26 protein-coding genes are annotated in these 26,544 nt (G+C 51.7%); 7 read left to right on the top strand and 19 right to left on the bottom strand.

What is annotated here, in order from left to right; genetic code table 11:
* Positions 1–83: 83 nt before the first annotated feature.
* From ACMV8I_RS09465 to ACMV8I_RS09490, 6 genes are all read right to left on the bottom strand, one after another.
* Positions 84–1,664, bottom strand: coding sequence for an OPT/YSL family transporter (locus ACMV8I_RS09465; protein WP_498864968.1), 1,581 nt, complete (start codon positions 1,662–1,664; stop codon positions 84–86).
* Between the two features lie 95 nt (positions 1,665–1,759).
* The gene (locus ACMV8I_RS09470) at positions 1,760–2,524 is read right to left on the bottom strand and encodes an IclR family transcriptional regulator (protein ID WP_498864969.1); all 765 of its coding nucleotides are present in this window, start codon (positions 2,522–2,524) and stop codon (positions 1,760–1,762) included.
* Positions 2,525–2,858: 334 nt separating this feature from the next.
* Positions 2,859–3,050, bottom strand: a complete 192-nt coding sequence (locus ACMV8I_RS09475) for a YaiA family protein (RefSeq protein WP_498864970.1) — start codon at positions 3,048–3,050, stop codon at positions 2,859–2,861.
* Positions 3,051–3,202: 152 nt separating this feature from the next.
* Entirely contained in the window at positions 3,203–3,727 is a 525-nt protein-coding gene (gene aroL / locus ACMV8I_RS09480) for a shikimate kinase AroL (RefSeq protein WP_498864971.1), read from the bottom strand.
* A 271-nt stretch (positions 3,728–3,998) separates the two neighbouring features.
* Positions 3,999–4,577: a class I SAM-dependent methyltransferase gene (locus tag ACMV8I_RS09485; protein ID WP_498864972.1), complete on the bottom strand. Its 579-nt coding sequence runs from the start codon at positions 4,575–4,577 to the stop codon at positions 3,999–4,001.
* Between the two features lie 286 nt (positions 4,578–4,863).
* The gene (locus ACMV8I_RS09490) at positions 4,864–5,139 is read right to left on the bottom strand and encodes a YdgH/BhsA/McbA family protein (protein WP_498864973.1); all 276 of its coding nucleotides are present in this window, start codon (positions 5,137–5,139) and stop codon (positions 4,864–4,866) included.
* A 321-nt stretch (positions 5,140–5,460) separates the two neighbouring features.
* Here ACMV8I_RS09490 and ACMV8I_RS09495 point away from each other — a divergent pair, with 321 nt between their 5' ends.
* Positions 5,461–6,381 carry a DUF808 domain-containing protein gene (locus ACMV8I_RS09495; protein WP_498864974.1) on the top strand — a complete coding sequence of 307 codons (921 nt, stop codon included), beginning with the start codon at positions 5,461–5,463 and terminating at the stop codon, positions 6,379–6,381.
* Between the two features lie 48 nt (positions 6,382–6,429).
* Here the strand turns inward: ACMV8I_RS09495 and ACMV8I_RS09500 are convergent, their stop codons facing one another.
* Positions 6,430–7,200, bottom strand: a complete 771-nt coding sequence (locus tag ACMV8I_RS09500) for a class I SAM-dependent methyltransferase (RefSeq protein ID WP_498864975.1) — start codon at positions 7,198–7,200, stop codon at positions 6,430–6,432.
* A 140-nt stretch (positions 7,201–7,340) separates the two neighbouring features.
* Between ACMV8I_RS09500 and ACMV8I_RS09505 the strand changes: the two genes are divergently transcribed.
* The 3 genes from ACMV8I_RS09505 (at position 7,341) to sseA (ending at position 9,663) form a co-directional block, all read left to right on the top strand.
* On the top strand, positions 7,341–8,129 hold the full coding sequence (locus tag ACMV8I_RS09505; RefSeq protein WP_498864976.1) for a helix-turn-helix transcriptional regulator: 789 nt from the start codon (positions 7,341–7,343) through the stop codon (positions 8,127–8,129).
* Positions 8,130–8,212: 83 nt separating this feature from the next.
* Complete coding sequence (locus ACMV8I_RS09510; protein ID WP_498864977.1) at positions 8,213–8,767, top strand: GNAT family N-acetyltransferase; 555 nt, start codon at positions 8,213–8,215, stop codon at positions 8,765–8,767.
* A 50-nt stretch (positions 8,768–8,817) separates the two neighbouring features.
* Positions 8,818–9,663, top strand: coding sequence for a 3-mercaptopyruvate sulfurtransferase (sseA, locus tag ACMV8I_RS09515; protein ID WP_498864978.1), 846 nt, complete (start codon positions 8,818–8,820; stop codon positions 9,661–9,663).
* A gap of 83 nt (positions 9,664–9,746) precedes the next feature.
* Here the strand turns inward: sseA and agp are convergent, their stop codons facing one another.
* The 3 genes from agp to purL form a co-directional block, all read right to left on the bottom strand.
* Positions 9,747–11,042 carry a bifunctional glucose-1-phosphatase/inositol phosphatase gene (agp, locus tag ACMV8I_RS09520; RefSeq protein ID WP_498864979.1) on the bottom strand — a complete coding sequence of 432 codons (1,296 nt, stop codon included), beginning with the start codon at positions 11,040–11,042 and terminating at the stop codon, positions 9,747–9,749.
* 164 nt (positions 11,043–11,206) lie between these two features.
* Positions 11,207–11,785, bottom strand: coding sequence for a lipid IV(A) palmitoyltransferase PagP (pagP, locus tag ACMV8I_RS09525; protein WP_498865031.1), 579 nt, complete (start codon positions 11,783–11,785; stop codon positions 11,207–11,209).
* 294 nt (positions 11,786–12,079) lie between these two features.
* Positions 12,080–15,970, bottom strand: coding sequence for a phosphoribosylformylglycinamidine synthase (gene purL, locus ACMV8I_RS09530; RefSeq protein ID WP_498865032.1), 3,891 nt, complete (start codon positions 15,968–15,970; stop codon positions 12,080–12,082).
* 276 nt (positions 15,971–16,246) lie between these two features.
* On the opposite strand from purL, the gene mltF reads away from it, so the two are divergent.
* Complete coding sequence (gene mltF / locus ACMV8I_RS09535; RefSeq protein WP_498864980.1) at positions 16,247–17,713, top strand: membrane-bound lytic murein transglycosylase MltF; 1,467 nt, start codon at positions 16,247–16,249, stop codon at positions 17,711–17,713.
* A gap of 2 nt (positions 17,714–17,715) precedes the next feature.
* On the opposite strand, the gene tadA is transcribed toward mltF, so the two are convergent.
* The 4 genes from tadA to murQ form a co-directional block, all read right to left on the bottom strand.
* A complete protein-coding gene (tadA, locus tag ACMV8I_RS09540; RefSeq protein WP_498864981.1) occupies positions 17,716–18,240 on the bottom strand; it encodes a tRNA adenosine(34) deaminase TadA in 525 nt (174 codons plus the stop codon).
* 107 nt (positions 18,241–18,347) lie between these two features.
* Positions 18,348–18,986: a phosphatidylglycerophosphatase C gene (gene yfhb, locus ACMV8I_RS09545; RefSeq protein ID WP_498864982.1), complete on the bottom strand. Its 639-nt coding sequence runs from the start codon at positions 18,984–18,986 to the stop codon at positions 18,348–18,350.
* 4 nt (positions 18,987–18,990) lie between these two features.
* A complete protein-coding gene (locus ACMV8I_RS09550) occupies positions 18,991–20,355 on the bottom strand; it encodes a PTS transporter subunit EIIC (RefSeq protein WP_498865033.1) in 1,365 nt (454 codons plus the stop codon).
* Positions 20,356–20,392: 37 nt separating this feature from the next.
* Positions 20,393–21,286: an N-acetylmuramic acid 6-phosphate etherase gene (gene murQ / locus ACMV8I_RS09555; protein ID WP_498864983.1), complete on the bottom strand. Its 894-nt coding sequence runs from the start codon at positions 21,284–21,286 to the stop codon at positions 20,393–20,395.
* 144 nt (positions 21,287–21,430) lie between these two features.
* Here murQ and ACMV8I_RS09560 point away from each other — a divergent pair, with 144 nt between their 5' ends.
* Together ACMV8I_RS09560 and ACMV8I_RS09565 are read left to right on the top strand one after the other, a co-directional pair.
* Positions 21,431–22,279, top strand: a complete 849-nt coding sequence (locus ACMV8I_RS09560; RefSeq protein WP_498864984.1) for a MurR/RpiR family transcriptional regulator — start codon at positions 21,431–21,433, stop codon at positions 22,277–22,279.
* A 100-nt stretch (positions 22,280–22,379) separates the two neighbouring features.
* Positions 22,380–22,634, top strand: a complete 255-nt coding sequence (locus tag ACMV8I_RS09565; RefSeq protein WP_498864985.1) for a YfhL family 4Fe-4S dicluster ferredoxin — start codon at positions 22,380–22,382, stop codon at positions 22,632–22,634.
* 151 nt (positions 22,635–22,785) lie between these two features.
* Here ACMV8I_RS09565 and acpS read toward each other — a convergent pair whose 3' ends face one another.
* From acpS to rnc, 5 genes are all read right to left on the bottom strand, one after another.
* Positions 22,786–23,166, bottom strand: coding sequence for a holo-ACP synthase (acpS, locus tag ACMV8I_RS09570; protein WP_498864986.1), 381 nt, complete (start codon positions 23,164–23,166; stop codon positions 22,786–22,788).
* Positions 23,166–23,897, bottom strand: a complete 732-nt coding sequence (gene pdxJ, locus ACMV8I_RS09575; RefSeq protein WP_498864987.1) for a pyridoxine 5'-phosphate synthase — start codon at positions 23,895–23,897, stop codon at positions 23,166–23,168. The genes acpS and pdxJ overlap by 1 nt, the downstream gene beginning before the upstream one ends.
* A gap of 104 nt (positions 23,898–24,001) precedes the next feature.
* Entirely contained in the window at positions 24,002–24,739 is a 738-nt protein-coding gene (recO, locus tag ACMV8I_RS09580; protein WP_498864988.1) for a DNA repair protein RecO, read from the bottom strand.
* A 17-nt stretch (positions 24,740–24,756) separates the two neighbouring features.
* Entirely contained in the window at positions 24,757–25,662 is a 906-nt protein-coding gene (era, locus tag ACMV8I_RS09585; RefSeq protein ID WP_498864989.1) for a GTPase Era, read from the bottom strand.
* Positions 25,659–26,339, bottom strand: coding sequence for a ribonuclease III (gene rnc / locus ACMV8I_RS09590; RefSeq protein ID WP_498864990.1), 681 nt, complete (start codon positions 26,337–26,339; stop codon positions 25,659–25,661). The genes era and rnc overlap by 4 nt, the downstream gene beginning before the upstream one ends.
* Between the last annotated feature and the right edge of the window lie 205 nt (positions 26,340–26,544).

Here is a 26,544-nt window from a genome sequence, read left to right on the forward strand (position 1 = left end):
TCAGTTTTTCATTGCAGAAAAGTATGAATGATCAGTCTGTTTTTTTTACATATGGCTATAAAAGCCCTGGTGTTGACGCAGTACTACTTGGTTTTGGAACTAAAAATCGAGTTAAAGAAGCTGTACAGGGCGTCACCGGCAATAAAGCCAGCGGCCAGAATTTCCATCGGTGTGCGACCTTTTTCACCCCAGATCCGAATGATAATGATGCGCAGCACAATACCGGTTATTACGGCCCAACCGGCCATCACGCTATTGATTAGCAGCCCCGTCGCCACCAGAACGCCTAACTGGCGCTTCGGCCCGCCGATGAGCTGAATAAGCGCACCCGGAATGGCCCAGATCATCAGGCTGTATGCGATGCCGGGCTGGGCACCAGCCTGAATAGTTTTGGCATACACACGGGCAACCGGCGGTACCAGATCCTGAGCAAAGTAACCGGTGTGCGCGAACCACACCACCGGAATAGCAATCAGAAAGGCGATCAGAGCAGCAAACAGCTGGATACGTCGTCCGATAAGCTCTTCTCGTAAATCTTTACCATAACCGCGCAGGATAAATCCGGCTTTAAGATCAAAGCCCATATCAGCAAAGGCCGGGCCAGTCGCGGCAGTAAAGCCGGTGAGCACGCAAAGCGCCAGCGGCGGGAAGCCAATCAAGATACCCACGATCAGCGTGATCAACGCCACGGCGAAAGCCGGGAACCAGCCAGAGTGCATCGCGGCTATGCCAACAATGAGTTCATGGAAGAAAGCGGCAAAAGCAGCATAAACAATGAAGGCGACCAACATGCCGATCGACATTTCGCTATACAAACCACCCGCCAGTGCTAGCAAAGCGGCAATAACGATATAACCAACAGCACCCAACCCAAGTGCCTTACGTGCCTCGGTAGCCGGTTGGGTGTAACTGACTTTGGCATCGGCGTTTTTCGCCCGCACCACCTGAATCACCTGAATTAGCGAAACCAGCCCAGCGCCCACCATCATGCCGTGCGGAATGTACATGGCACTGAGGTCTAAACCAGCAATCGGCTGGGCGTAGGCGCGGATCAGCAGACCGATACCAAACATACTTAATGCCCAAATATTACCAATGAACGCTGTACCAAAAGCCGCCATCGGGATTTTAAGCATCGCACCACCCAGACCAATCACCACACCGACCACCAGTAGCCAGGCCTGACGTCCGCCCTTATCACCGGCTTTAATGGCTTCCGCGGCGGCAACGCCCGGTGGCCACGCATTGCTGGCAGGGAAGACTTTGGTATCGAACAAACGGTAAAGCAGATAGGCATCGAGCAACATAGCGACGGATACACCGATAAACATCGGTAAAATTAACTGCGGCTGTCCCATGACATAAGGAATAGCAATCGGCATCAGTAAACTGTTGGCGGCACCAAAAGTGGCAGAAGAGATCACCGTTTGGGCCAGATTCTGAATATGTATCGAGCGGTAGCGCTGGAAAACCTGCATCGGAACGCGCGCCAGCAACATGGCAAACAGCGCACCGATAATAGAAGTATTCGGCGTAACGCCTAATGTGGTGATCAGCTGCACGCCAATGATTGCACCCAATATGGAAAGCAAAATCATGACTAATAGCGTGCCAATATCCCTGAGTGGGTTTGATTTATCATTCTGAAAATCATGTGCTGACATAACGGCCCCTGAGGTTGGTGCAAATAAATACGTTATTTTTCACGCCTGAGAATAAATTTTTACTCACCGACGAACAGTCGCGGTGCGGTATCGGTCTATTGCCAATACTCGTCACCTAATTTTTCAGCGAGTTGCTGAGTGACGGCGATCAGACCCTCTTTAATTCCTGCGGGGATATCCTGACCTTCCTGCGGCGAAGGAAACGATAAACACAATCCCAGCATCTCATTACGGTGCTTATTAGTAATACTGGTCGCTAATGTACTGATACCTTGCAACGTTTCATTGCAGGCATGAGACACACCACTTTCCCGGATTGGTACAAGTCGGGCCAATAAAGCCTCTAAATTTTGTGGTGAATTCACTGAATTGACCCGGTAATCCGTGCCAAAACGCAAAATAACGTCTTCGTCAGTATAACGCGCCAGAATGGCTCTACCGATGGCCGTTTCATGGGCCGGAAGCAGGCTGCCCGCCGGTGTCACCACTTGCAAGTAGGTGCGTCCGGGGAACATGCGCATTACCATGATATCTCGCCCGGTCAACATCGATATATAGCCGGTGCATTGGGTCAACTGCCCAAGTTGTGCCATAAAAGGTGACGCTGTATCCACCAGCGGTGCCGAAAGATAATTGCTGGCGACCGACAGAATGAGTTTCCCAATGCGATATAAACGGCTATCGGGATCTCGTTCTAATAACCCTTGTTCTTCCATGGTCATGAGTAATCGCGACGCTGTGCTTTTCGGTAATCCTAAATGTTCCACGACATCACTGAATGACATTCCAGGATTGCTTTGCCCACTCCCCATTCGGGAAAATAATTGTAATACCGCAGAGGCATTTTCTAGTGTGGTCATAACAAGGGTTCCGATATGTGGAACTCAGTTCCTGATTAGTTAAGTAAAATTTAAGGCTGAAAATGAGCGCGGTCAAGTTGTTTATTTTTTGTCTAAAGAAACACAGCGAGCAGATATGCTTTATGCTCAAAAAAATACATATAATGGGGTGAGTGAGCGCAATTTTGTAGGATATTATGATGCCATATCATTTAATATCAGCAGGAAATATCATGCAATCCATCTGTCAGCGCTTATACAGAATATAGCGTGCCATAGACGCTTCGCTGATGATACTTCCGCCATCACGCGCTGTAAGTAAAACGGCGGTGATCAGCCGTTCCAGGATGTCAAATTAACTAATATTGTGATCTTCATAGCGCCGTTTGGAGTCAAGTGCTTCGCGTTCGGTTTCGTGTTCGCTAATCAGCGTATCGGGTTTGGGATGATCGGCACGCAGTTCGTACCAGGTTTCCGTTTTGCCTGGCTCGCCCTTTTCAACCGGAACAATATAGGCAGTGCGCGGATAGGGAGGATGACTCGGCATAAAAACTCCTTGGCAGAGAGAAATAGATAAACACTTAAGAGCTTAAGTATAGACATTCAGCAGCAACACCTTGCAAAGTCAAAGCTCGGAAGCCTCTGAAAAGCAAAACGGGCCATAAAGGCCCGTTCTCTCACCACTAAGTCAGCGTAAGCTTATCGCGCGACTGCCAGAACCAGCGCATCAAGAATTGCATCGACCACTTGGGCTGGTGCATGCGCGCCATCAACGACGATATGCGCTGCGGCCTGATACAAGGCTTCACGCTCATTGAGTACTTCAAGCATCTCTTCAGTGATGGGTTTGCCTGTAAGAGTGGGTCGCTGATCTTCCAACGGTGACGCTTGCAGACGATGCGCGAGGGTAGATGCAGGGGAACGCAGATAAATAACCGTTCCGGCGCGGCGCATAAAATCACGATTATGCTCAGCCAACACCACACCGCCGCCGGTGGCGACGACGGTCAGCGCAGAACTGATGCTTTCAAGCGTCTCAGTCTCTCGGCGACGGAAACCTTCCCAACCTTCCCGCTCTACAATTTCAGCCACGCTGAACCTAGATGTTTGCACCAGATAACTATCGGTATCGACAAATTTATAGCTCAGTGCAATAGCCAGCGCACTGCCCACCGTGGTTTTACCTGCGCCGCGGGCGCCTATCATGAAAATGGGTTGAGTCATTACCGCTATCCTTAATCCCCGGGTGCCTGGTTTATTCGCTGGATGACAAGTCTTCATCGTCTGATGAATATCAAAACAGTCATGTCGTACTCGCAAAATAGTACAACAAAAAAGCCTCATCAACAGGTTTAAATCGCCCGCTAGTGAAGCCTAAGGTCGGTACTGCTCTGATGGTAATCATCGTCTTATCTTGAGGGCATCATACTGATAAATACCGGTGGTGCAATGACTCACCAAAACCTACAGGGTAAAAGGCAAGCAAAATACGATTTCAGCGCGGTTTACAGATGTAGACCAGCGCGGGTGGGAAGTTCTTCACCACGCGGATTCTCTGCCAGGTAAAGTAACGTGAAAGCATTTTCTCTGACAGATGGCTATATTGAAACTGCACCATAACACCATTATTGGCTTTCAGCCTTTGCTGCGCTTTTTGCAGTATTTTCATGCTGATACGCGTGGGTATCGACAACAATGGCAGGCAGGAGAAAACGGCGTCGAAATCGCCGTCGAGATGTTCAGCCGAATGTGCCATCACCTGTAGACGCGAATCATTAATTTGATTCAATTTATGGACAAAACCAGATTGGATCTCAAAGGCCTGCAGTTGAGCATCCGCGCGCATGTTGTCGAGAATACGCTTGGTTAATACCCCATCAGCAGAACCCAGTTCTGCGATTTTCAGCGATTTAGTCCAGTCAATCTGACTCAGCATTGCGCGGCATAACCAAGGCGAAGAGGGAACCAATGTGCCCATCGTGCGTGGTGACGAGATAAAGTTCTGCAAGTAGTAAAATTGATTCTGTAGTGAGACCCTGGTGTTTTTGATAGTCAGTCTTGTAGCATTTAACATTTTTTATAACCCCTGGGGAAGTAGACCACTATCACATAAAAAAATTCTTAAGGAATAATTAATTAAGTTTATTAGTTCATTAACAAGGGTTAATCATGCACTTAAAATGAGAATACTCTCCATTCTCTTTGGTTGAATTTATTCTTAACCGGTATTTTTGTAAGAAAATATTGAATGTCTTGGCGGACAGAGAGTGAATCCGAAGCAAAGAAAATAGCCGGCCTCAGGAAACTGAGCCGGCTATTGGCAATAAATCGAATAAGTGCCGGTTCCCCGGCAACTGTGTTTATCGATACAATTCTACGCTGGTACGTTCAAGGCTGGAGTCACCCGGAGAGCTCATCCCTATCACCCGATAGTGGCTTGCGCCTTTGTCAGTCGCCTGAGCATTAAGCTGTTCTTTGATGCTGCCCGGTGCGCCACTCATCTGACTCACAGAGACGACACCCAATGGCTGATAATTACCGCTGTCAGCCTGTGCGCTTGTTATCTGAGTGGCTGCCAGAGCCGAAAAAGACGCGGTCGTAATAATAGCTGCTGCTAAGATCGGTAAGATTTTCATGATTCACACCTTCTGCTGTATTGAATGCTGTTTAATTTCCGTTCTACAACAATGACGTTTGCGGATGTTTTCCGTTGAGTTAATTATCTGCCCGCGAGTGCAAGAAGACGTCATGCGCCGTAAAAATGTTTAATCTTTGTGACGAGAATAAGGAGAGAGTGAAAGTAAAAATTTCAGCATCAGCAAGGTGCAGAGAATTAAGGAGTTTTGATGAATTTCTAAGAGGGATATCACAACCAGGTCGGCAGATTCGCACAAATCGACGCCAGCTAGCAATCACTGTTATGATTCTTTTTATTTACGACAAAAGGGAGTTCGTTTATGGCTGGAACCAGCCTCCTGGCATTGATCGATGATATTGCATCGATTCTTGATGATGTAGCCGCCATGAGCAAAGTGGCGGCCAAGAAAACCGCCAGCGTTTTGGGTGACGACCTGGCCCTTAATGCGCAGCAGGTCAGTGGAGTCAAAGCCGATCGCGAATTACCGATCGTCTGGTCTGTCGCTAAAGGCTCATTGATTAATAAAGCCATTCTAGTGCCGCTGGCACTCTTGATCAGCGCCTTTGCCCCGTGGGCAATCACGCCGCTGCTGATGATTGGCGGTGCCTACTTATGTTACGAAGGCTTCGAGAAAGTCGCGCATAAACTATTACACAGCAAAGAACAAACGCATAAAAAGTCCGATATCTCGCCCGAGGTGAAATCTGCAGCTGACATCGCTCAAGTCGAAAAAGAGAAAATTAAAGGCGCGGTGCGCACCGATTTTATTCTTTCCGCAGAGATTATCGTTATTTCTCTCGGCACCGTGGCCGCCGCACCCTTTATGAGCCAAGTGACCGTCATGGTGCTGATTGCCGTGGTGATGACCCTCGGGGTATACGGATTGGTTGCAGCCATTGTCAAAATTGATGACGCCGGTTTATATCTGAGCAAGTTGAATGGCGAAAGCGGCTTTATGCAGGCGGTACGCAAATTTGGCGGGCTGATCGTCAATGCCGCACCATGGTTGATGAAGACGCTGTCCGTCGTCGGTACTTTTGCGATGTTCCTGGTTGGTGGCAGCATTATCAGCCACGGCCTGCCGTTTATGCATAGTCTGGTCGAAGTGCTTAATCATGGACATCAGGGGTTTGTCAGCACATTGATCACCGGCGCTACCGACCTGGTGGTTGGTCTGATCGTCGGCGCGCTGGTGCTGGCGGTGGTGATGCTCGGCCAAAAAGCCTTCAGTAAAAAATAGTGGCTACGGGGCGCCGCATTGACTTTATGCCGCGCCCTGAAACCTCCTTCAAGATTTATTGGCCACAATCATCGCCAGATCGACGCTAAAAGAGCCATCTGGTTGGATGTCAAAATGCTGAATCACATCATCCGGCATGACTTTTTGCATTTCACGTATTGCCACGACAAAATGTTCCGGTGTACGCATTCTCGCCACCCAACTGTTGAACTCCAGCACCAGACGTCCGCAGCTCAGCGTCTCTATCTGGAACCCTGCCTCGGTGAATAAGCTCAGCCACTGACCCGGCGCATAATTGTGCACGTGCGAAGTATCACGCAGCTTCTCCACCGTTTGCAGATAAATATCCAGCAACGGATGGCCGGGCGAAGCAACATCCATCATGATGATTTTTCCACCCGGCTTCAGCACGCGGCGGGCTTCGCGCAGTGCCTGACCGACATCATGCCAGTGATGCGCCGAATAGCGGCTGATGATCACATCAGCACTGTTGTCAGCAAACGGCAGCGATTCCGCCACACCTTGTTGCACCTCAATATTATTCAGACCCTGGTCTTTTGCAGCCTGCGCCACCACGTCGAGCATCTGCGAAGACAGATCATAGGCAATCACCTTATTCACCACAGACGCCGCAATAAAGCTGGCATGACCGGCACCACAGCCTAAATCGATCACCAGCGCATCAGGATGGGGTTGCAGCAGAATCGCCAACTGCTGTAAATCCTGCCCCTGAGAATGCACAGTGCTGGTCAGATAATCCTGCGCCTGAGAGCCGAACTGCTTATCGACTGCGTGGCTGTGACTGTTTTTGCTCATCATAAATTATCCCTTTCATAATATTATTATGTTTTAGCCGGACAGGGTTGCCCGCAGAACCACTATAGCTACGCCCCTATACGGGTACAATATGAGCAGTTATGCTAGTATAAATACTACCCTTCTTACGTGTGATAAGGCCAATGCATAACAGTGCCCCCCTGAATGGCCCTAAAGCCCTTGGCGCTTTTTTACGCGCCCATCGCGAACGAACGACTCCGCAGGCTGTGGGTCTGCCAACGTCAGCACGTCGCCGTACCAGCGGCTTACGTCGTGAGGAGCTGGCGCAAATCAGCGGCATCAGCACGACCTGGTACACCTGGATCGAGCAGGGCCGAGATATATCAATATCGGCCGCGACACTTGACCAGTTGGCGATGGCGCTGTGCCTGCAAGCCGCTGCCCGGGAATATTTATTCAGCCTTGCCGGAGTGAAAGATCCGCTGGCACGCCCGGCAGACAATGAACCGGATAATGCAGTCAGTGACTGCGTTCATCAACTGGCCTGCCCCGGTTATCTGCTGGACAGCGCCTGGAATGTGCTGGCATGGAATTCGCAGGCAGAACAGCTTTTTGCGGGCTGGCTCGGAGTGGATCCGCAGCCTAATCTGCTACGATTTATGTTTCTGCACCCACTGGCGACACGTTTAGTGATCAACTGGCCACAGCGGGCAAAACGCGTAGTCGCTGAATTTCGTGCTGAAACCGGACACTACGCCCACTCAGATGACATTCGCCAGTGCGTGATGAGATTATGTAATGAAAGTGAAGCGTTTAATCTTTGGTGGACACAACAGGAGGTGCTGGGCCGTGAAGGCGGCGAGCGGCGCTTCAAACATCCCATTCGCGGCGAAATCACCTACCGTCAGCAAACCTTTTCACCGGCAGGCCATGCAGAGTTCAAACTCGTGATGTTGGTTGAACAGGTCTAATTGACAGACAGCTAACGGATGTGTGAGGCTAAATTTGTTATCAAAATGAAGATGTGTTTAACGCAAATGATCAGGAAATTATGATGATAATTCGTCAACTGTATCAGGACAGCCATACCGAAATCCGCGTCGCCACTGAACTGGAAGCCGAACTGCATTTAGATGCTATCCGGGCCTCGGTGCAGGAGATTGGTGCATGGGAAAGCTGGTGTAACGAGCAGTATCAGCTCGAAGACAGCCGCAAATATCTGATCGACTCCGAGCAAAAACGTCATCGCGGCGTCGAATTCAATTTTTGCCTGTTTGATCGTGCCAGCGGCCAGCTCATTGGCTCAGTCGGCGTTAACCGCATCAATCAGGATTATAAGTTCGCCAACATAGGTTACTGGATCCGCACCGGTTTCACCGGTCACTCGCTGGCACCGCTGGCGGTCAAGGTCGCTGCGCGCTTTGCGTTCGACGAGCTGGCCCTGACGCGCCTTGAAATTGTCGCGATGGAAGGCAATCACCGCAGTTGCCGGGTAGCTGAAAAAGCCGGTGCAGTAGCCGAAGGTCTGCACCGCAACCGCCTTTATTATCGTGGGAAACCCAAAAATGCCTGGGTTTACTCACTCATCCCCGGCGATGTATCAGCCTGACGACGGGATCAGTAACCACGACCCTATACAATCTGAATAAGGCCCTGAACATGACTTCTTCTGCGCATATTGTCTCCACCGGGTGGCTGGCAAAAAACCTTAACTCGCCTGGCCTAGTGATCATTGACTGTCGCAAATCAAAACCGGGTATCACTCCACCGTTAGATTTCCACGGCAAATATCTTGAAACGCATATCCCTGGCGCGATTTATGTTGAAGTCGACAGCATTTCAGATTGCAGCACCGGATTGCCGCATATGATGCCAACCGCTGAGGAATTCTCCGCATCAATGGGCCGTCTCGGTATCGCCGACACGCAAACCATCATTCTTTATGATGAAGGCGACTTATTCTCCGCACCGCGCGTCTGGTGGATGCTAACCAGCTTTGGTGCCAAAACTGTTCGCGTGCTGGATGGTGGGCTTAATGCCTGGAAAGTGGAGGGACGTCCGACTGAGAGTGGCGAAATTTCCCGTGTGCCAACCACCTTCAATGCCAAACTGGTCCGCCCGGTGGTGGTAAGTGCCAGTCAGGTACAGGACGCTTTGGGCAACGTGCAAATCATTGATGCGCGTCCACTGGGCCGTTTCAAAGCGGAACAGCCTGAACCGCGTCCGCGCCTGCACGGCGGCCATATTCCCGGCAGCCTCAGCGTACCTTTCACCGAACTGACGGAAAATGGCTACCTGAAGTCACCGCAAGCATTAAAGGCGACTTTTGAGAGACTGGGTGTGGAACTGAATAAGCCAGTGATCACGACCTGTGGCTCCGGCGTAACCGCTGCGGCGCTGGCGTTTGGGTTGGATTCGCTCGGTGTAGAAGACGTGATGTTGTACGACGGTTCGTGGGCTGAATGGGGCAATATAGACGAAGACTACCCGATCGAAACGCACTGAAGAGTGCTTATGCTAATGCATCAAAAATCCGTCACTGCACAGGATTCAGTGTGCAGTGACGGAATAAGTACCTATTGAACAGATTAGCCTTGCAGGTCTTTTTGTAGCGCCTGAGTGAATTTCTCCATTGGGCAAAAACCTTGCTTGTCGATTTCACAACCTTCGATTTGCAGGGTTACGCGCTGTGGCGGATTTTTTAAACTCAGCGCCGTGTTATTGCGGATCTGTTTCGCCGTCGGATAAACGTATTCAATTTTCATCAGGTCTTGGTTGGCTTTGGCATCATGCCAGCGCTGAAATACCACGGCACCGCTGATCGGTGTGCGTTCGTACTGACCCGGCAAGGTGTAATCTTTGGTTTTCAGTGCTGCCAGCAGAGAGGCAATGTTAGAGTCATGTCCGACCATAAGGGCCAGCCTGGCCTGTTGTGCTGACTGTTGATCTGCCGATTTCGCATCACTCTTCTTCAGCGCACCGGAAATAAACGTCAACAGAGGTTTCGCCGCATTGGCTGCGATCGCTGGCGAGCCGAACAACGTTTCATGGTAGAGGTTTTTAATGGTTTCCAGTTTTGTCCACTGCTCTGGCGTGGTGATCTGTCCCCAGGCGACATCTTTCATCGGGAAGCCTTCGTAATACTGCAACATAAAGGCATCAGTGGCGCCAGTGGCCATACGTAAAGGTCCGGTAATGCCTGGTTCTTTGCCCTGAGTGAGGACAACACTCGATGATTGGGAGGCCAAATCACACTGTTTGTCCTGCTTACACAGTTTGGAGTTCTGATAATCCATCACTTTTTGCAGCAACAAATAATTCGGTTTCAACCGTTGATTGAGGCCATCAATTCCCCCCTCACCCGCATGCTGACTAATCGAGTTAAGCGCATCTGTTTTGAATTTTTCGTTCACGTCTGCAGTAATAATCGGGTTGAACACCGGGTCCATTTTGCCAATGTCAACGCGGTTCACCACCGCCACATCGCAGCCGGGGAATGCACCAGTCACGAAATGCTTCGCGGTATCAATCGTGCGCGGCAGACTGTTTGCGTAGGCAAAGACCTGGCCGCCAGTCGGACATTGTGTCGCAGGCAGCACCCGGGTTTTCGCCAGCCATGCGCGGAAATACTGGCCCATATGCTCTTCAACTTTTCCGCCTTTAGGGGTCAGTAACCCACCTTCTGTTTGCCATTTTGGCCAGGCATGAGTGGTCGACTCGGCCAGGACATCACCGTAGTTCACCAGCGGTGCACGGATCCCGTGACGGCTCATGATCAGAACCTGTTGCAGCTCAAGGGACGTGTTGGCGGCAAAAGAAGGGGCTGACATCGGCAGCAGGCAGGCTAACGCTGTCAGTGTAAAAGCGCGGTGTACAGTTTTCACGTGGTGATCCTCTTAGTTTTCCCTGGAATAGAAATACACCGTTGCCCAATCTGTTCACCAGACTGATTCCAAGGGTGAATTTCCAGCATAGGGGAATATATGCTAACAGGGAGGGATCAAGGTCACATCAACACGCCAGTAATGACACTTTTATGACAGCCGGGTCAGAATTGATAACGTAGCCAGCCAAAAAATACATTCCCGTTATTGTAAGTCCCGGGGATATAGGTCGCCTGAAAACTCAGCTTGTTATAACTTATAGAGACCAACGGCAGCACAATCGGTATGGGTATATAAGCGTAATCGTCGCGTGCAGTGATGGCGGCGGTGTATCCCAGCCCCAATCGGAAATTCTTATCCTCGGCCGGTTGCCATATTTTTTCATAGCCATAGCCACCGATAGGCTCCCATTTATTATGGGAGTCTTTGAAGGCCATTAAATAGATGCCATGCCAGTCACCATTTGAATCATAACGGGAAATGCCATAACCGCCGCCCCAAGGGCGCTCGTTATAGCTGTCCGTTTTCTCTTTGTCATAGGTCAGACGGTTATGCCAGGTGATCGCGGGCAGATAAATATCTTTAGCGGGTGAGTCATTCCAGGTGATGGAAACATCATTTTTCCACGAGTCCCACCATCCCATGAAACCCGGCCTTGCTGGTGTAGACGAAGAGGTACTGTCAGGACTGGCGAAAGCAGGCACTACAAAAAAACCAGATAATATAACTACCCAGCAAATCATTTTTTTTAAAATAACCATTTAAATTAAAGCTCCCTAGTTAGGAGCCATAATAGCAATTTTTATTACATGAGTTTTAAACCGCACAGGGCAAATTTGTAAGGAAATATTCAAATTCTTATTCTTTAGAAACCCTCAGTTTAAATACTGGAGAAGCTATAATGTTTAATATGCCAGGAATCTCAATCACATAGCCTTAAAATATAAATCCACTTTAAACGAATGATAAAAATATAGAGGATTTATCAAAAAAAACCGGAACAAAAATCGCTCCGGTTTTTCACACTCCGTCAGGCATTAGCCAAGCTGTTTGCGCGCATTGCGGAACATGCGCATCCACGGGCTGTCTTCACCCCACTCTTCCGGGTGCCATGAGTTACTGACGGTACGGAATACACGCTCAGGGTGAGGCATCATAACGGTGACGCGGCCTGACAGGTTAGTGACGGCGGTGATACCGTTAGGTGAACCGTTAGGGTTAGCCGGATAGGCTTCCGTCACTCGACCGTTGTTATCTACAAAACGCAGTGCGATCAAATCGGCATGTTCAAGCTGAGAGAGATGCACAGCATCGCGCACTTCAACATGGCCTTCGCCGTGAGATACCGCAATTGGCATCCGCGAACCGACCATTCCCTGCATCAGCAGCGACGGACTGGCGGTGACTTCTACCAGGCTGAAGCGTGCTTCAAAACGGTCAGACAGATTACGCACAAAGCGCGGCCAGTGTTCTGCACCCGGAATAAGCTCTTTCAGGTTGGACATCATCTGGCAACCATTGCACACGCCGAGCGCCAAAGTTTGCGGACGATGGAAAAAGTCTTCGAACTCATCGCGAACGCGGTCATTGAACAGCACTGACTTCGCCCAGCCTTCGCCTGCTCCCAGTACGTCGCCATATGAGAAGCCGCCGCACGCTACCAGCGTGTGGAACGCCTGCAAATCGCGGTGTCCGGCCAGCAAGTCACTCATGTGGACGTCGACTGCATCAAAACCTGCACGGTGGAAAGCAGCAGCCATTTCAATATGAGAATTAACGCCCTGCTCACGCAGCACGGCCACTTTCGGGCGAGCACCTTTGGCAATGTAAGGTGCTGCAACGTCTTCATCAGGGGCAAAGCTCAGTTTAACGTTCAGACCCGGATCGCGATCGTGGGTTTTGGCTTCATGCTCCTGGTCAGCACACTCCGGGTTGTCGCGCAGACGCTGCATCTGCCAGGTGGTTTCGGCCCACCAGGTACGCAAGGTTGTGCGGCTTTCGCTGTACACCGGTTGGCCATCCTGGGTAATGATAAAGCGATCGCCCGCCTCAACACTGCCCAGATAGTGGCTGCATTCACCCAGACCGAATTTTGCCAGCGTCTGCTCGACGCCAGCGCGATCTTCAGCCCGCACCTGAACAACGGCGCCCAGCTCTTCATTAAATAGCGCGGCCAGCCTGTCTTTCCCTAATGCAGCAATATCCACCGTCAGACCACAGTGACCGGCAAATGCCATCTCGGCCAGCGTCACTAACAGGCCGCCATCAGAGCGGTCGTGATAAGCCAATAGTTTACGATCGGCAACCAGCGCCTGCATGGCGTTAAAGAAGCCGCCCAGCTGTTCTGCACTGCGGACATCAGCCGGTGTGTCACCAAGTTGGCGATAGACCTGCGCCAGCGCCGTAGCGCCTAAAGCGTTATGGCCGCAGCCGAGATCCACCAGCAGTAACGCGGTGTCACCCTTGTCGGTACGCAATTGCGGCGTCACCGTGCTCCGCACGTCTTCGACACGGGCAAAAGCGGTGATCACCAAAGACAGCGGCGAGGTCATTTCACGCTCTTCGTTACCTTCCTGCCAGCGCGTTTTCATCGACATAGAGTCTTTGCCGACCGGAATGGTAATACCCAGCGCAGGACAGAGTTCTTCACCGACGGCTTTCACCGCAGCGTAAAGACCCGCATCTTCACCCGGATGACCGGCAGCAGACATCCAGTTGGCGGAAAGCTTCACACGCTTCAGATTGCCGATTTCGACGGCAGCCAGGTTAGTCAGTGCTTCGCCCACGGCCATACGGCCCGAGGCGGCAAAGTCCAGCAAGGCGATGGGAGCACGTTCGCCCAGTGACATGGCTTCACCATGGTAGCTGTCGAGGCTGGCGGTAGTGACCGCACAGTCGGCTACCGGGATTTGCCACGGACCGACCATCTGGTCACGCGCGACCATACCGGTCACGGTGCGGTCACCGATGGTGATCAGGAAGGTTTTTTCCGCCACAGCAGGCAAATGCATAACGCGTTTTACCGCTTCGGTAAGCTGAATATTTTCTGCATCCAGGCTGTCACCTAACGCTTTCAGCGTTGTCACATCGCGGGTCATCTTCGGCGTTTTACCCAGCAGCACATCCAGCGGCATGTCGATCGGCTGGTTGTTGAAGTGACTATCTTCGAGAGAAAGGTGCATCTCCTCAGTGGCTTCACCGATCACCGCGTAAGGTGTGCGCTCACGTTTACAGATCGCGTCAAACTCAGCCAACTGCGCCGGAGAAACCGCCAGCACGTAGCGCTCCTGAGATTCGTTACACCACACTTCCAGCGGGCTCATGCCCGGCTCGTCGTTCAGAATGTCTCGCAGCTGGAAACGGCCACCACGGTTGCCGTCGCTGACCAGCTCAGGCATAGCATTGGACAAACCGCCAGCCCCCACGTCATGAATAAACAAAATCGGATTGGCTTCACCCTGTTCCCAGCAACGGTCGATCACTTCCTGACAGCGACGTTCCATTTCAGGGTTATCGCGCTGTACCGACGCGAAATCCAGATCGGCATCAGACTGGCCAGAGGCCATAGAGGAAGCTGCACCGCCGCCCAGACCGATGTTCATCGCCGGGCCGCCAAGCACAATCAGTTTCGCGCCAACGGTGATCTCGCCTTTCTGCACGTGATCGGCGCGGATGTTGCCGATACCGCCAGCCAGCATGATGGGTTTGTGATAACCGCGCAGCTCAGGGCCATTGTGGCTGTTGACATTTTCTTCGTAAGTACGGAAATATCCCAGCAGCGCAGGACGTCCAAATTCGTTGTTGAACGCAGCGCCACCCAGCGGACCGTCAGTCATGATTTCAAGCGCGGTCACGATGCGGTCTGGCTTACCGAAGTTCTCTTCCCACGGTTGTTCAAAACCAGGAATACGCAGGTTAGATACGGAAAAACCGACCAGACCGGCTTTCGGTTTAGCACCACGGCCGGTAGCACCTTCGTCACGGATTTCACCGCCTGAACCGGTTGCAGCACCCGGCCACGGAGAGATGGCGGTCGGATGGTTATGGGTTTCGACTTTCATCAGGATATGCGCCTGCTCCTGATGGAAGTTATACAGGCCGTCCGCATTGGCATAAAAGCGCCCTACTTGTGAACCTTCCATCACGGCAGCGTTGTCTTTATAGGCCGAAAGCACGTGATCCGGCGTCTGCTCAAAGGTGTTTTTGATCATCTTGAACAGCGACTTTGGCTGTTCCTGACCATCGATGATCCAGTCTGCATTAAAAATCTTATGGCGACAGTGTTCGGAGTTGGCCTGCGCGAACATATAAAGCTCAATATCGGTTGGGTTGCGCCCCAGCGACGTAAAAGCGTCCATCAGATAATCGATTTCATCCTGCGCCAGTGCCAGGCCCAGTTTACTGTTGGCGGCTTCCAGCGCGCCGCGGCCTTCGCCGTGGATATCAACCGACTGAACCGGTGCGGGTTGATGGTGGGCAAACAGAGCCTGTGCATCTTCCATCTGCCCGAACAGGGTTTCCATCATTCGGTCATGCAGCAGCACACCTAAGTGCGCCCACTGCTCGTCAGTCAGCGTTGCAGCCTGGATGTAAAACGCCAGACCACGCTCAAGACGTAACACCTGAGAGAGGCCGCAGTTATGCGCAATATCCGTCGCTTTGGAAGACCAAGGGGAGATCGTGCCCGGACGCGGAGTAACCAGTAATAAGCGACCTGCAGGAGCGTGTTCAGCGAGAGAAGGACCGTATTTAAGAAGTCGTTGTAATTTGGTTTTTTCATCCGGGCTCAGCGGAACGCTGACGTCGGCAAAGTGTACATATTCTGCGTAAATATCACTGACCGGAAGATGGGCTTCCTGACAGCGGGACAACAACTTGTTAATGCGAAAAGCCGACAAAGCGGGCGAACCACGCAGTATTTCCATAATCACAGATCTCTCGTCTTCGAAGCCACTGATAGCAGTGCTTCATTGGGCGCAACAGGGGGGAAACGCGGACTATTATAAAGAAACCCTGAGCCCGACGAAACCGTTTGCGCATTGAATATTCATATTAACCAAAAGCCATGCTATTAGAGTGGTTATTATGAATAAAGTTGCAGCCTGTCGTTTTGTTGAGCAAAATGCGTCGGCACTGGGAATATAACCATAGTAATGACAGCGTTTAAACTCGCAAAAATAATAGTGCCGCAGAGAGATAACTATTTGACGCGCATAAAATTAAATTATTTTCTGGTCGGTCTTGCCGCTCTGCTGCTGGCGTTGGCTTTGTGGCCAACAATTCCATGGCATCGGGGTGATGGGGACCAACTGGAACAGATAAAATCTCGTGGAGAATTACGGGTAAATACACTTAATTCTCCACTGACTTTTTTCAACAGCCCCGACGGCAGTGCCGGATTTGACTACGAATTGGCAAAGCGTTTTGCGGACTACCTTGGCGTGACGCTGGTAATGTCGCCACATAACAACGTCAAGGCGATGTTTAACGGCCTGGACAGTAATCAAGCTGACATGCTGGCGTCGGGTCTTAGCTACAACGCAGAGCGCCTGAAAAACTATCGTACCGGGCCAGAATACTATTCGGTGTCACAACAGTTGTTGTATCGCCAGGGTTCAGTGCGTCCAAAAACGCTGGCTGACGTTAAAGGAGAGCTACTGGTCTCTTCAGGCACCGCGCACGTCGGTGCACTACAGGCTGCGAGTAAAAAATTCCCTGATTTACACTGGAACGAAACCGACAAGCTCTCACCGCGTGATCTATTGCAGCAAGTTGCTGAGGGCAAACTGGATTACACATTGGGCGATTCGGTTACCGTAGCACTGATGCAGCGGGTTTATCCGCGGTTAGCGGTGGCATTTAACGTCACAGCCGATGAACCGGTTACCTGGTACTTCAGTAAAAAATCCGATGATGACAGCCTGTATGCTGCCATGCTGGACTTCTTTAGCCAAATTTCCGAAGACGGCACGCTGGAAAAGCTGGAGGAGAAGTACCTCGGGCACGTCGGCGAATTCGATTACGTGGATACGCGCACTTTCCTTAAAGCGATAGACACCACCCTGCCGGGGCTGCAACCGCTGTTTGCGAAATATGCCGGTGATATCGACTGGCGTTTGCTGGCAGCAATATCCTATCAAGAGTCACACTGGGATCCGCTGGCGACATCCTCTACTGGTGTGCGCGGTTTGATGATGCTGACGCGCGCAACCGCTTCAGGTTTGGATGTCGATGACCGTACGGATGCAGAGCAAAGTATTCAGGGCGGTGCCCTCTACCTGTCCAGGCTGATGGATAAAATGCCGCCCACGATCCCGAAGGATGAGCGAATCTGGTTTGCGCTGGCGGCTTACAATATGGGTTATGGTCACATGCTTGATGCCCGCAAACTCACAACCGAGCAGAAAGGTGATCCTGACAGTTGGCTGGATGTGAAACAGCGTTTGCCCATGCTCAACCAGAAGCGTTATTTCAGCCGGACTAATTACGGTTATGCCCGCGGGACACAGGCTTACAAATATGTCGAGAATATCCGGCGTTATCAGTTAAGTCTGGTCGGCTATCTGATGGAAAAAGAGAAAAAACAGGCACAGGAAGCCGCGACGCTGGCTGAGTTAGGATCAGGGTATCCTGCTGTGGATGCGGTGCAGGCACTGGCCCCTGCACCCTAAAATCAGGCGTCGTCGGCTGGCCCATCCGCTTCGCGCTGCGCCAGTTTAACGGCTTTTTGCTGGCTGCGGCGCTGACGAAAAAAAGCGCTCAGCATAGCTGAGCAATCGTCCGCCAGAATGCCTGCCGTGATCTGTACCTGATGATTCATTCCCGGGTGACCTAAAATGTCCAGCAGCGAGCCTGCCGCGCCGGTTTTATGATCCGCCGCGCCATAAACAACCCGGCGAATACGGCCGTGGATCATCGCACCCGCGCACATCACGCAGGGTTCCAACGTGACGTATAAGGTGGTATCCAGCAGACGATAATTCTGTATTGTTTGGCCGCCCTGTCGCAGTGCCATGATTTCAGCGTGGGCGGTGGGATCATGATGGCCGATGAGCCGGTTCCAGCCTTCACCAATCACTTGATTGTCCAGTACCAACACCGCACCCACCGGCACTTCACCTTCTTCCTGTGCCTTAAGGGCCAGATTCAATGCGCGTCGCATCCAATCCTCATCACTGTATTGCTCTGCCACTTTCACCTCATCGCGGTTTCTTCGGCGGCCATTATACCGTTGTCATCATGCGTAACCCAACCACTGACGGAGCAAGTGAAAGAATTAATGCGTTGAAGTGCCTGGAAAGAAATTCATTCGAGCTGCTGCAGTTCACCCTGCTTACTGACGCGAAAGCGGTGCTCACAGAAAAACAACAACGGGTTATCCTGTTTACTGTCGCTGTAGCCGCTGTAGAGTTTTAAGGGCGAGCCGATACGCTGCTCAAGCTGCACCACTTTCTCTTCGCCCAGGCAGCGCAGCGGCAGTACCCAACCACCCCGACCTCTTGCGATACGGCTTCCCACCAGGCGAACTCGCGGTAAGAAAGGCGAGGTGTTGTACACCTGCTTTACCAGATTTTCCGGCGAACCCGTTATCAGCCACACTTCAGCATCGTGGTTTTCGATATAGTCACGTAAACGCATTTGCACCACGGGAAAAACCACAACTTTTTGGCGGAACCAGTTCACAAAACGCAGTTCGAGATCTTTAAGTTTGGCCTCGCTGTGACCAAAGGTGATCGACCACAGCAACAAACTCATCGGCCAGCGTGTCGCACGCCCCTGTATTAGCATACCAAGCCCCACGACCGGCAAAACCGGCATCACTAGCAGCAGGTTTTGCGGCATCCGCCACAGCAGAAACCGCATAAAACTGCCGAACATATCCTGCTGGTGAAGCGTGCCATCCAGGTCAAAAAAAACTACTCGTCGATCCGCCGTCGCGCTCAATGCGTCACTCCTCGGGATCGTTGAACCCCATTATCCAGGTGAAAATAAAACCGGCTATTACGGTAATCAATATCCCCGCCAGGTACAACATCACTTTTCCGGAGACAATTGTCAGTGCCAGCGGTAAACCCGAAATCCCAAAGGTGATCACCGTGGCGACTTTCCAATAACAAATTAGCGCACCACCGACCGCCCCGCCCAGGCATGCACCGATAAATGGCCGGCCGAGCGGGAGTGTCACACCGAAAATCAGTGGCTCGCCGATACCGAGAATACCCACCGGTAGCGCACCTTTGATCACTTTTTTCAACTGCGGATTACACGTTTTAAAGTAGACAGCGATCGCGGCGCCCACCTGCCCGACGCCTGCCATCGCTAAAATAGGCAGTAACGGATTGGAACCGTGTGCCTGAATCAGTTCGACGTGAATAGGCACTAACCCCTGATGTAACCCAGACAATACCAGCGGCAGGAACAATCCGGCCAGAACAGCGCCCACCGCCAGGCCGCCTTTATCTATCGCCATATTCACGCCATGAGCGATAGCATCCGAGATAATGCCACCCAGCGGCTGAAGGATCACAATCGCCAGCGTAGCGGTGATGAGCGTCGTGATCAGCGGGTTGAGGATCAGCTCAACGGATTCAGGCAGCCACTGACGCAGGCGTTTTTCCAGCCAGCACATCAGCGCTACAACGAATAGCACCGCGATAACCCCACCGCGGCCCGGCTGCAGGGTTTCCCCAAATAAGGTGATTTGAGCCAGCGCCGGGCTGGAGAGAATACCGGCCATGACGCCGCCCATCGCCTGCGAGCCGCCGAAGACACGCGCCGCATTCACCCCGACCAAAATATTCATAATAGCGAACACGGCACCGCCGAATATTGCCAGCAGACCCAGAATATTAGGGTAGTCGAGCGCCAGAGACCCTGCGATATCAGGCCGCTTGAGCAAATTAATGATGCCCATGATCAGGCCAGAGGCGATAAATGCAGGGATCAGCGGAATAAAGATATTAGCGAGCTGACGCAGTGCCCCGCTCATTGGCGCAGAGTATTTCGCTTTAGCCTGAGCTTTATTATGGGAAATAGCATCGGTCGGCGCGCTATTTTCTCCGCCAATCATCAACTCACGCATGGCATCAACGACTTTGGCTGCGGCGCCGGGGCCGACAATAAACTGATGCTGTTCACCCTGCTTGATGTAACCCTTGATACCCGTCAGGGTTTTGATATCAGATAGATCGAGTCGCTGCTCATCGTGCACTTCAACCCGCACGCGGGTCATACAGTTTTCCAGCTTGCTGATGTTACCTTCGCCTCCCACCCGCTGCAGAATTTGCGTTGCCAGCAGCTCGGTTTTATTGATTGCCGTCGCCATGCTATTCCCCTTTATCAATAATGCATCAGCCAGCCAGAGCGGCACGCAGGAAGCCGTTATCGATCCTCAAACGCTCGATAGCCTCTTCAGCACTGATCTGGCTGAGCAGCATCAGGATGGCCGGTTTTACTTCAAATTCGGTTTGTGCCAGTGCGACTTCTGCGTCGGCGCGTGCTGCACCGGTGGCTTCTACCACAATGCGACAGGCACGATCCACCAGCTTGACGTTGGTGGCTTTCACATCAACCATCAGGTTCTGATACACCTTGCCGGTTTTCACCATCGCACCGGTAGAGATCATATTCAGCACCAGTTTCTGCGCAGTGCCTGATTTCATTCGGGTGGAACCGGTCAACGCTTCCGGGCCAACCACCGGGGAGATTGCCACTTTCGCTTCATGTGCAATAGGCGAGTCCGGGTTGCAGGAGATAGCTACCGTGGCGCAGCCGAGCTGGCTGGCATAACGCAATGCACCGATAACATAAGGCGTGCGGCCGGATGCCGCGAGACCCACCACGGTATCAGTAGCGGTAAGCTTAATATTTTGCAGGTCAGCGACACCCAGCGCCTCACTGTCTTCGGCCCCTTCCACGGCTTTGAGCAAAGCCCCTGGCCCACCGGCAATCAGGCCGATCACCATTCCGTGTGGTACACCAAATGTTGGCGGACATTCCGAGGCATCCAGTACACCAAGGCGTCCGCTGGTGCCAGCGCCCAGATAAATCAGGCGGCCTCCGACCTTGAAAGAGGCAGCGGCCATATCGACGGCCTGCGCCACCTGCGGCAAAACGGCGCGAATGGCTTCCGGGACTTTACTGTCTTCGCGGTTGAATGCCGCTACCATGTCCAGCGTCGACATCTCGTCGAGGCCTATCGTTGCCGGGTTACGGCTTTCGGAAACCAAAGATCCTAAGTTCATAATATTACCTCTTGAATTTTTAATTCATAAATATAAATCGATATTTGAATATTTTATTCTTAAAGGCGAGAAATATTTGCTACTTTAGATAACATAATTGTTAATTCGTGATGTGCGTGGGTACCGAAACGAGGAACTTTCAAAATGAGCAGCATGATCCGCATCCGCCAGATCTACCCGACACTGGCGCAAAATGACCGCAGGTTGGCGGATTTTCTGCTGAAACATCCTGAGCAGGCACGCCATCTGAGCTCACAAAAACTGGCAGAACTGGCCGGAGTCAGCCAGTCTGGCGTGGTGAAGTTTGCACAAAAGCTCGGTTATAAGGGTTTTCCTGCCCTGAAATTAGCAATGAGTGAAGCGCTGGCGTTACCGCAAAATAAGTCGGCGATAACGGTGCATAACCAGATCATAAGCACCGACAGTTTACTGGTGGTTGGGGAGAAGTTACTGGCAGAGAAGCAGGCTGCTCTGCGCGCCACGCTGGACATCAACAGCGAGCAGCGGCTGCAACAGGCACTGATGATGCTGGCCGGAGCGCGTAAAATTATCCTGACTGGCATCGGCGCATCGGGCCTGGTGGCCAAAGATCTGGCGTATAAGCTGCTGAAAATTGGACTGACCGCCATTGCAGAGTCGGACACGCATGTGTTGCTGGCGACGGTTCAGGCGCTGTCAGAAGACGATTTACTGCTGGCGATCTCCTTCAGCGGTGAACGGCGGGAGATTAATCTGGCGGCGGATGTAGCACGTCAAAGCGGCGCCAGAGTACTGGCACTAACCGGGTTTTCACCCAACTCGCTACAGCAACAGGCCGACCATTGTCTTTATACAGTTGCGGAGTTACCCGCAACGCGCGGTGCGGCTGTTTCAGCCACCACCGCGCAATATTCACTGACCGACCTGCTGTTCATGGCGCTGATTCAGCAGGACACTACGCATGCGCCGGAAAGGATCAAACATAGCGAAGAGTTGGTAAAAAAACTGGTTTGATCAGGATCATTTCAGGCGAGGGTAAATAGCACACAAAGGCGCGTTGGTGGTCAATTCTGCTATACTGCGCGCCCGGATTATTGCTGACACGAGAGAGATTATGGCCCTGCTTATCACACACAAATGCATCAATTGCGACATGTGCGAGCCGGAATGCCCAAATCAGGCCATCTCAATGGCCGCGGAAATTTACCAGATTGACAGCGACCGCTGCACCGAGTGCATCGGCCATTATGATAAGCCGACCTGCCAGAGCGTCTGCCCGATCGATAACACCATTATTATTGATCCCCAGTACAGCGAAACCAACGAACAGTTGTGGGATAAATTTGTGGTACTGCATCACGCCGTTTGATTGAACTACGTGATGCAGTACAACGTAATACCCAAAATAATTCGAGCTGCAGAAAGGCGGCAATTGAAGGAATCCCGGTGAGCTTACTCAAGTAAGTAATTCGGGTGACTAAAAGCAGCTAACGCATCTGTAGCTTGAAGTATGCAGGGTATCAGCTTTCGATAATAACCGTAGCGCAGGCATAGCGCCGTTCGTCGGCCAGCGTAACGTGTACCGCTTTAACGCCTAACTCTTCAGCCATCTGCGCAGCACGGTCGTGAAATATCAATCCGGGCTTTCCCAACGGATCGTTTATCACTTCAAACTGTTCAAACGCCAGACCGTTACGAATACCCGTTCCCAGTGCTTTCGCCGCCGCTTCTTTCACGGCAAAACGCTTTGCCAGAAATCGCACCGGCTGCTGGTGATTCTGATAGAGCAACCACTCATTGGCACAAAGAATACGCTTAGCCAACCGGTCGCCGCTGCGTTCAACCACGGCTTCAATACGGGTGATTTCTACAATGTCAGTGCCAAGTCCGAGGATCGCCATTACCGGCGAGCTTCACGCATCAGCGCTTTCATTTCACGCACAGCGCCCGACAGACCATCAATTACGGCTTGCCCGATGATAGCGTGGCCGATATTCAATTCATGCATTTCTGGTAAGGCGGCGATCGGCTGCACATTGTGGTAAGTCAGGCCATGGCCGGCATTCACTTTCAAACCTTTACCCGCAGCATAGGCCGCAGCCTGTTTAATGCGTTCGAGTTCAGCCCGGCGCTCTAGATCGTTTTTCGCATCGGCATAAGCGCCGGTATGGATCTCAATGTAAGGCGCGCCAACGGCTACGGCGGCGTCAATCTGGCGCATGTCTGCATCGATAAACAGCGATACCAAAATACCGGCCTCGGTTAAACGGGATACCGCCACGGTCATTTTGTCTATTTGTCCGGCAACATCCAGACCACCTTCAGTGGTCACCTCTTGGCGTTTCTCAGGCACCAGACAGCAAAAATGCGGTTCGATTTCGCAGGCGATACCCACCATTTCGTCGGTAACCGCCATTTCAAGATTCATGCGGGTTTGGATGGTCTGACGCAGCAAACGTACGTCGCGGTCGGTGATATGGCGACGATCTTCACGCAGGTGGACGGTAATACCATCAGCACCAGCCTGTTCAGCAATAAACGCTGCCTGAACCGGATCAGGGTAAGCCGTACCGCGCGCATTGCGCAGTGTTGCGATGTGATCGATGTTAACGCCCAGCAGCAATTCAGCCATAACAGCTCCAGATTTTAGAATGGATTGATTTAAGAATGGATCAAAAAAAGCGATTTCCGCAGTTTACACCTTACAGCGCTGTCGCGTGTAGCCCGGCAGCTAAATTAGCTGGCAGAACTGTCAGAAGGCGTGTCAGGCTTTTTGACGAAAAACTGGCGGAAGAGTTCACGGCTTTTAAGGGGCTTGCCGCCAAGATAAGGTTTTAGCGCCATGCGGGTGAAACGTTTGGCTGCACGCAGAGTGAGCGCATCGGGGAATTCGCGGCTGGCCAGCGCTTTAAGGTCACGCCCGGTGAAGCTGGTATTGTCGATAACCAGGCTAGCGATAAACCCTTTTTCTTCACGATAGCGGTACGTCATGGTATCACTCACTTCTTCTCCGCTTCCCGCACAGTGCAAGAAATCTACCCCATAACCGAGATGGCTGAGCAAAGCCAGTTCGAACTGACGCAGGGGCTGCTCGGGTGAACCGCTGGCGCCCGCCAGATTTTGCAAACAGTTGAGGTAATCGAAAAACAGCAAAGAGTAGTTCGTCTCTTGCTCAAGCACGCGAGAAACCAGTTCGTTGACATAAAGACCGCTGTAGAGCATCGAACCAGAAAGGGGGAGAGCCAGGGAAACCGGTTCGGCATTGCGCAGGGTTTTCACTTCACCCCGTCCACTCCAGCGTACTAATAAAGGCGTAAAAGGCTGCAAGCAGCCTTTTAAATTTGAGCGGCGACCACGCGCCCCTTTTGCAAGAATGCGTACCCGCCCTTGCCCTTCAGTGAATAAATCCAGCATTAAGCTGGTTTCACTGTAAGGTCGCCCATGCAAAACAAATGCGCGTTGCCAGCCTTCCATAGGCGAGGACCTTATACTTATAAGTCGTCGGTATAACCCAAGCTGCGCAATGCACGTTCGTCATCTGCCCAACCGGATTTAACCTTGACCCACAGCTCAAGATGGACTTTCGCTTCGAACATATTTTCCATGTCCTGACGTGCTTCGATACCAATGGTTTTAATCTTCGAACCTTTGTTACCGATAACCATTTTCTTCTGGCCTTCGCGTTCAACCAGGATCAGGCCATTGATGTCGTAGCCGCCGCGCGCATTGGTCACGAAACGTTCGATTTCCACGGTAACCGAGTACGGCAATTCTTCACCTAAGAAACGCATCAGTTTTTCACGGATGATTTCAGAAGCCATAAAGCGCTGTGAACGGTCAGTGATGTAATCTTCAGGAAAGTGGTGAACGGCTTCCGGCAAGCGCTTACGGACAATGCTGGCGAGGGTATCAATGTTGATACCTTTCTCAGCAGACATTGGCACGATGTCGATGAAGTTCATCTGTTCGCTGAGGAACTTCAGGTGTGGCAACAGCTTCGATTTGTCAGTGACATTATCGATTTTGTTGATAGCCAGCAGGACCGGGGCTTTACTATCGCGCAATTTATTGACGACCATTTCGTCATCTGGCGTCCAGTGAGTGCCTTCAACCACGAAAATCACCAGCTCAACATCGCCGATGGAGCTGCTGGCAGCACGGTTCATCAGGCGGTTAATTGCCCTTTTTTCTTCAATATGCAACCCAGGGGTGTCAACGTAGATAGCCTGATAAGGGCCTTCGGTATGGATACCCATAATACGGTGACGGGTTGTTTGTGGTTTGCGCGAAGTAATGGAGATCTTTTGCCCCAGTAATTCGTTCAGCAAGGTAGATTTACCGACGTTCGGGCGGCCTACGATGGCTACAAAACCACAATAATTCTTTTCTTCGCTCATTCAAGCTCCAGCTGTATCAACGCTTGTTCCGCTGCTGCCTGCTCGGCTTTTCTGCGGCTTGAACCGGTTCCTACAACCGGTTGGTTCAAGCCACTAACCTGGCAGTGGATAGTAAACTCCTGATCGTGTGCTTCACCGCGAACCTGCACAACCAGATAAGAAGGCAACGGCAGATGACGGCCCTGTAAAAACTCCTGCAAGCGGGTTTTGGGGTCTTTCTGCTTATCACCGGGACTGATTTCGTCAAGGCGACTGCGGTACCATTCGAGAATCAATCTTTCGACGTTTTGGATATCACTGTCCATGAAGATACCCCCAATGAGCGCCTCCACAGTGTCAGCAAGAATAGACTCGCGGCGGAAACCACCACTTTTCAATTCTCCCGGCCCTAAACGTAAACATTCGCCGAGGTCAAACTCACGCGCCATTTCCGCCAAGGTATTGCCACGCACCAGCGTCGCACGCATACGGCTCATATCGCCCTCATCAACGCGTGGAAAGCGTTGGTAGAGCGCATTGGCGATAACATAACTAAGGATGGAGTCACCCAGGAATTCTAACCGCTCATTATGTTTGCTACTGGCGCTGCGGTGAGTCAGTGCCTGCAATAAGAGCTCCTGCAGTTGAAAAGTGTAGCCCAGCTTGCGCTGAAGCCTATTTATTACGATGGGATTCATGAGTTACCAATAGATCAAAAATGCGTCAAAAACTTCAGCATACGGAACAGGCCTGCTTCGCCTAAAGCAAATCCAAAGCTGTTTCGTTTGCAGTGGCTCCCGCTATTCTTCATTCTTTTAAATAAAAGAGTAGAAACGGGTGGGAGCCAACTTTTATCGCTCGAAAGGGTATTCTACAACGTGTGGAAATATAATGCTGCGGAAA

It is taken from the genome of Ewingella sp. S1.OA.A_B6 (genome assembly GCF_049889095.1).
In the GTDB taxonomy this organism is placed as follows: domain Bacteria; phylum Pseudomonadota; class Gammaproteobacteria; order Enterobacterales; family Enterobacteriaceae; genus Ewingella.

Bases quoted from the DNA above. Each gene is read 5' to 3' on its own strand.
- ACMV8I_RS09485 (WP_498864972.1), bottom strand. From the start codon at position 4,577: ATGTTAAATGCTACAAGACTGACTATCAAAAACACCAGGGTCTCACTA.
- ACMV8I_RS09490 (WP_498864973.1), bottom strand. From the start codon at position 5,139: ATGAAAATCTTACCGATCTTAGCAGCAGCTATTATTACGACCGCGTCT.
- ACMV8I_RS09560 (WP_498864984.1), top strand. From the start codon at position 21,431: ATGAGCAGCATGATCCGCATCCGCCAGATCTACCCGACACTGGCGCAA.
- aroL (WP_498864971.1), bottom strand. From the start codon at position 3,727: ATGACTCAACCCATTTTCATGATAGGCGCCCGCGGCGCAGGTAAAACC.
- rnc (WP_498864990.1), bottom strand. From the start codon at position 26,339: ATGAATCCCATCGTAATAAATAGGCTTCAGCGCAAGCTGGGCTACACT.
- pagP (WP_498865031.1), bottom strand. From the start codon at position 11,785: ATGATTTGCTGGGTAGTTATATTATCTGGTTTTTTTGTAGTGCCTGCT.
- pdxJ (WP_498864987.1), bottom strand. From the start codon at position 23,897: ATGGCTGAATTGCTGCTGGGCGTTAACATCGATCACATCGCAACACTG.
- ACMV8I_RS09470 (WP_498864969.1), bottom strand. From the start codon at position 2,524: ATGACCACACTAGAAAATGCCTCTGCGGTATTACAATTATTTTCCCGA.
- murQ (WP_498864983.1), bottom strand. From the start codon at position 21,286: ATGAACTTAGGATCTTTGGTTTCCGAAAGCCGTAACCCGGCAACGATA.
- ACMV8I_RS09465 (WP_498864968.1), bottom strand. From the start codon at position 1,664: ATGTCAGCACATGATTTTCAGAATGATAAATCAAACCCACTCAGGGAT.
- ACMV8I_RS09505 (WP_498864976.1), top strand. From the start codon at position 7,341: ATGCATAACAGTGCCCCCCTGAATGGCCCTAAAGCCCTTGGCGCTTTT.
- acpS (WP_498864986.1), bottom strand. From the start codon at position 23,166: ATGGCGATCCTCGGACTTGGCACTGACATTGTAGAAATCACCCGTATT.
- sseA (WP_498864978.1), top strand. From the start codon at position 8,818: ATGACTTCTTCTGCGCATATTGTCTCCACCGGGTGGCTGGCAAAAAAC.
- era (WP_498864989.1), bottom strand. From the start codon at position 25,662: ATGAGCGAAGAAAAGAATTATTGTGGTTTTGTAGCCATCGTAGGCCGC.
- ACMV8I_RS09510 (WP_498864977.1), top strand. From the start codon at position 8,213: ATGATAATTCGTCAACTGTATCAGGACAGCCATACCGAAATCCGCGTC.
- ACMV8I_RS09500 (WP_498864975.1), bottom strand. From the start codon at position 7,200: ATGATGAGCAAAAACAGTCACAGCCACGCAGTCGATAAGCAGTTCGGC.
- recO (WP_498864988.1), bottom strand. From the start codon at position 24,739: ATGGAAGGCTGGCAACGCGCATTTGTTTTGCATGGGCGACCTTACAGT.
- ACMV8I_RS09495 (WP_498864974.1), top strand. From the start codon at position 5,461: ATGGCTGGAACCAGCCTCCTGGCATTGATCGATGATATTGCATCGATT.
- ACMV8I_RS09565 (WP_498864985.1), top strand. From the start codon at position 22,380: ATGGCCCTGCTTATCACACACAAATGCATCAATTGCGACATGTGCGAG.
- ACMV8I_RS09475 (WP_498864970.1), bottom strand. From the start codon at position 3,050: ATGCCGAGTCATCCTCCCTATCCGCGCACTGCCTATATTGTTCCGGTT.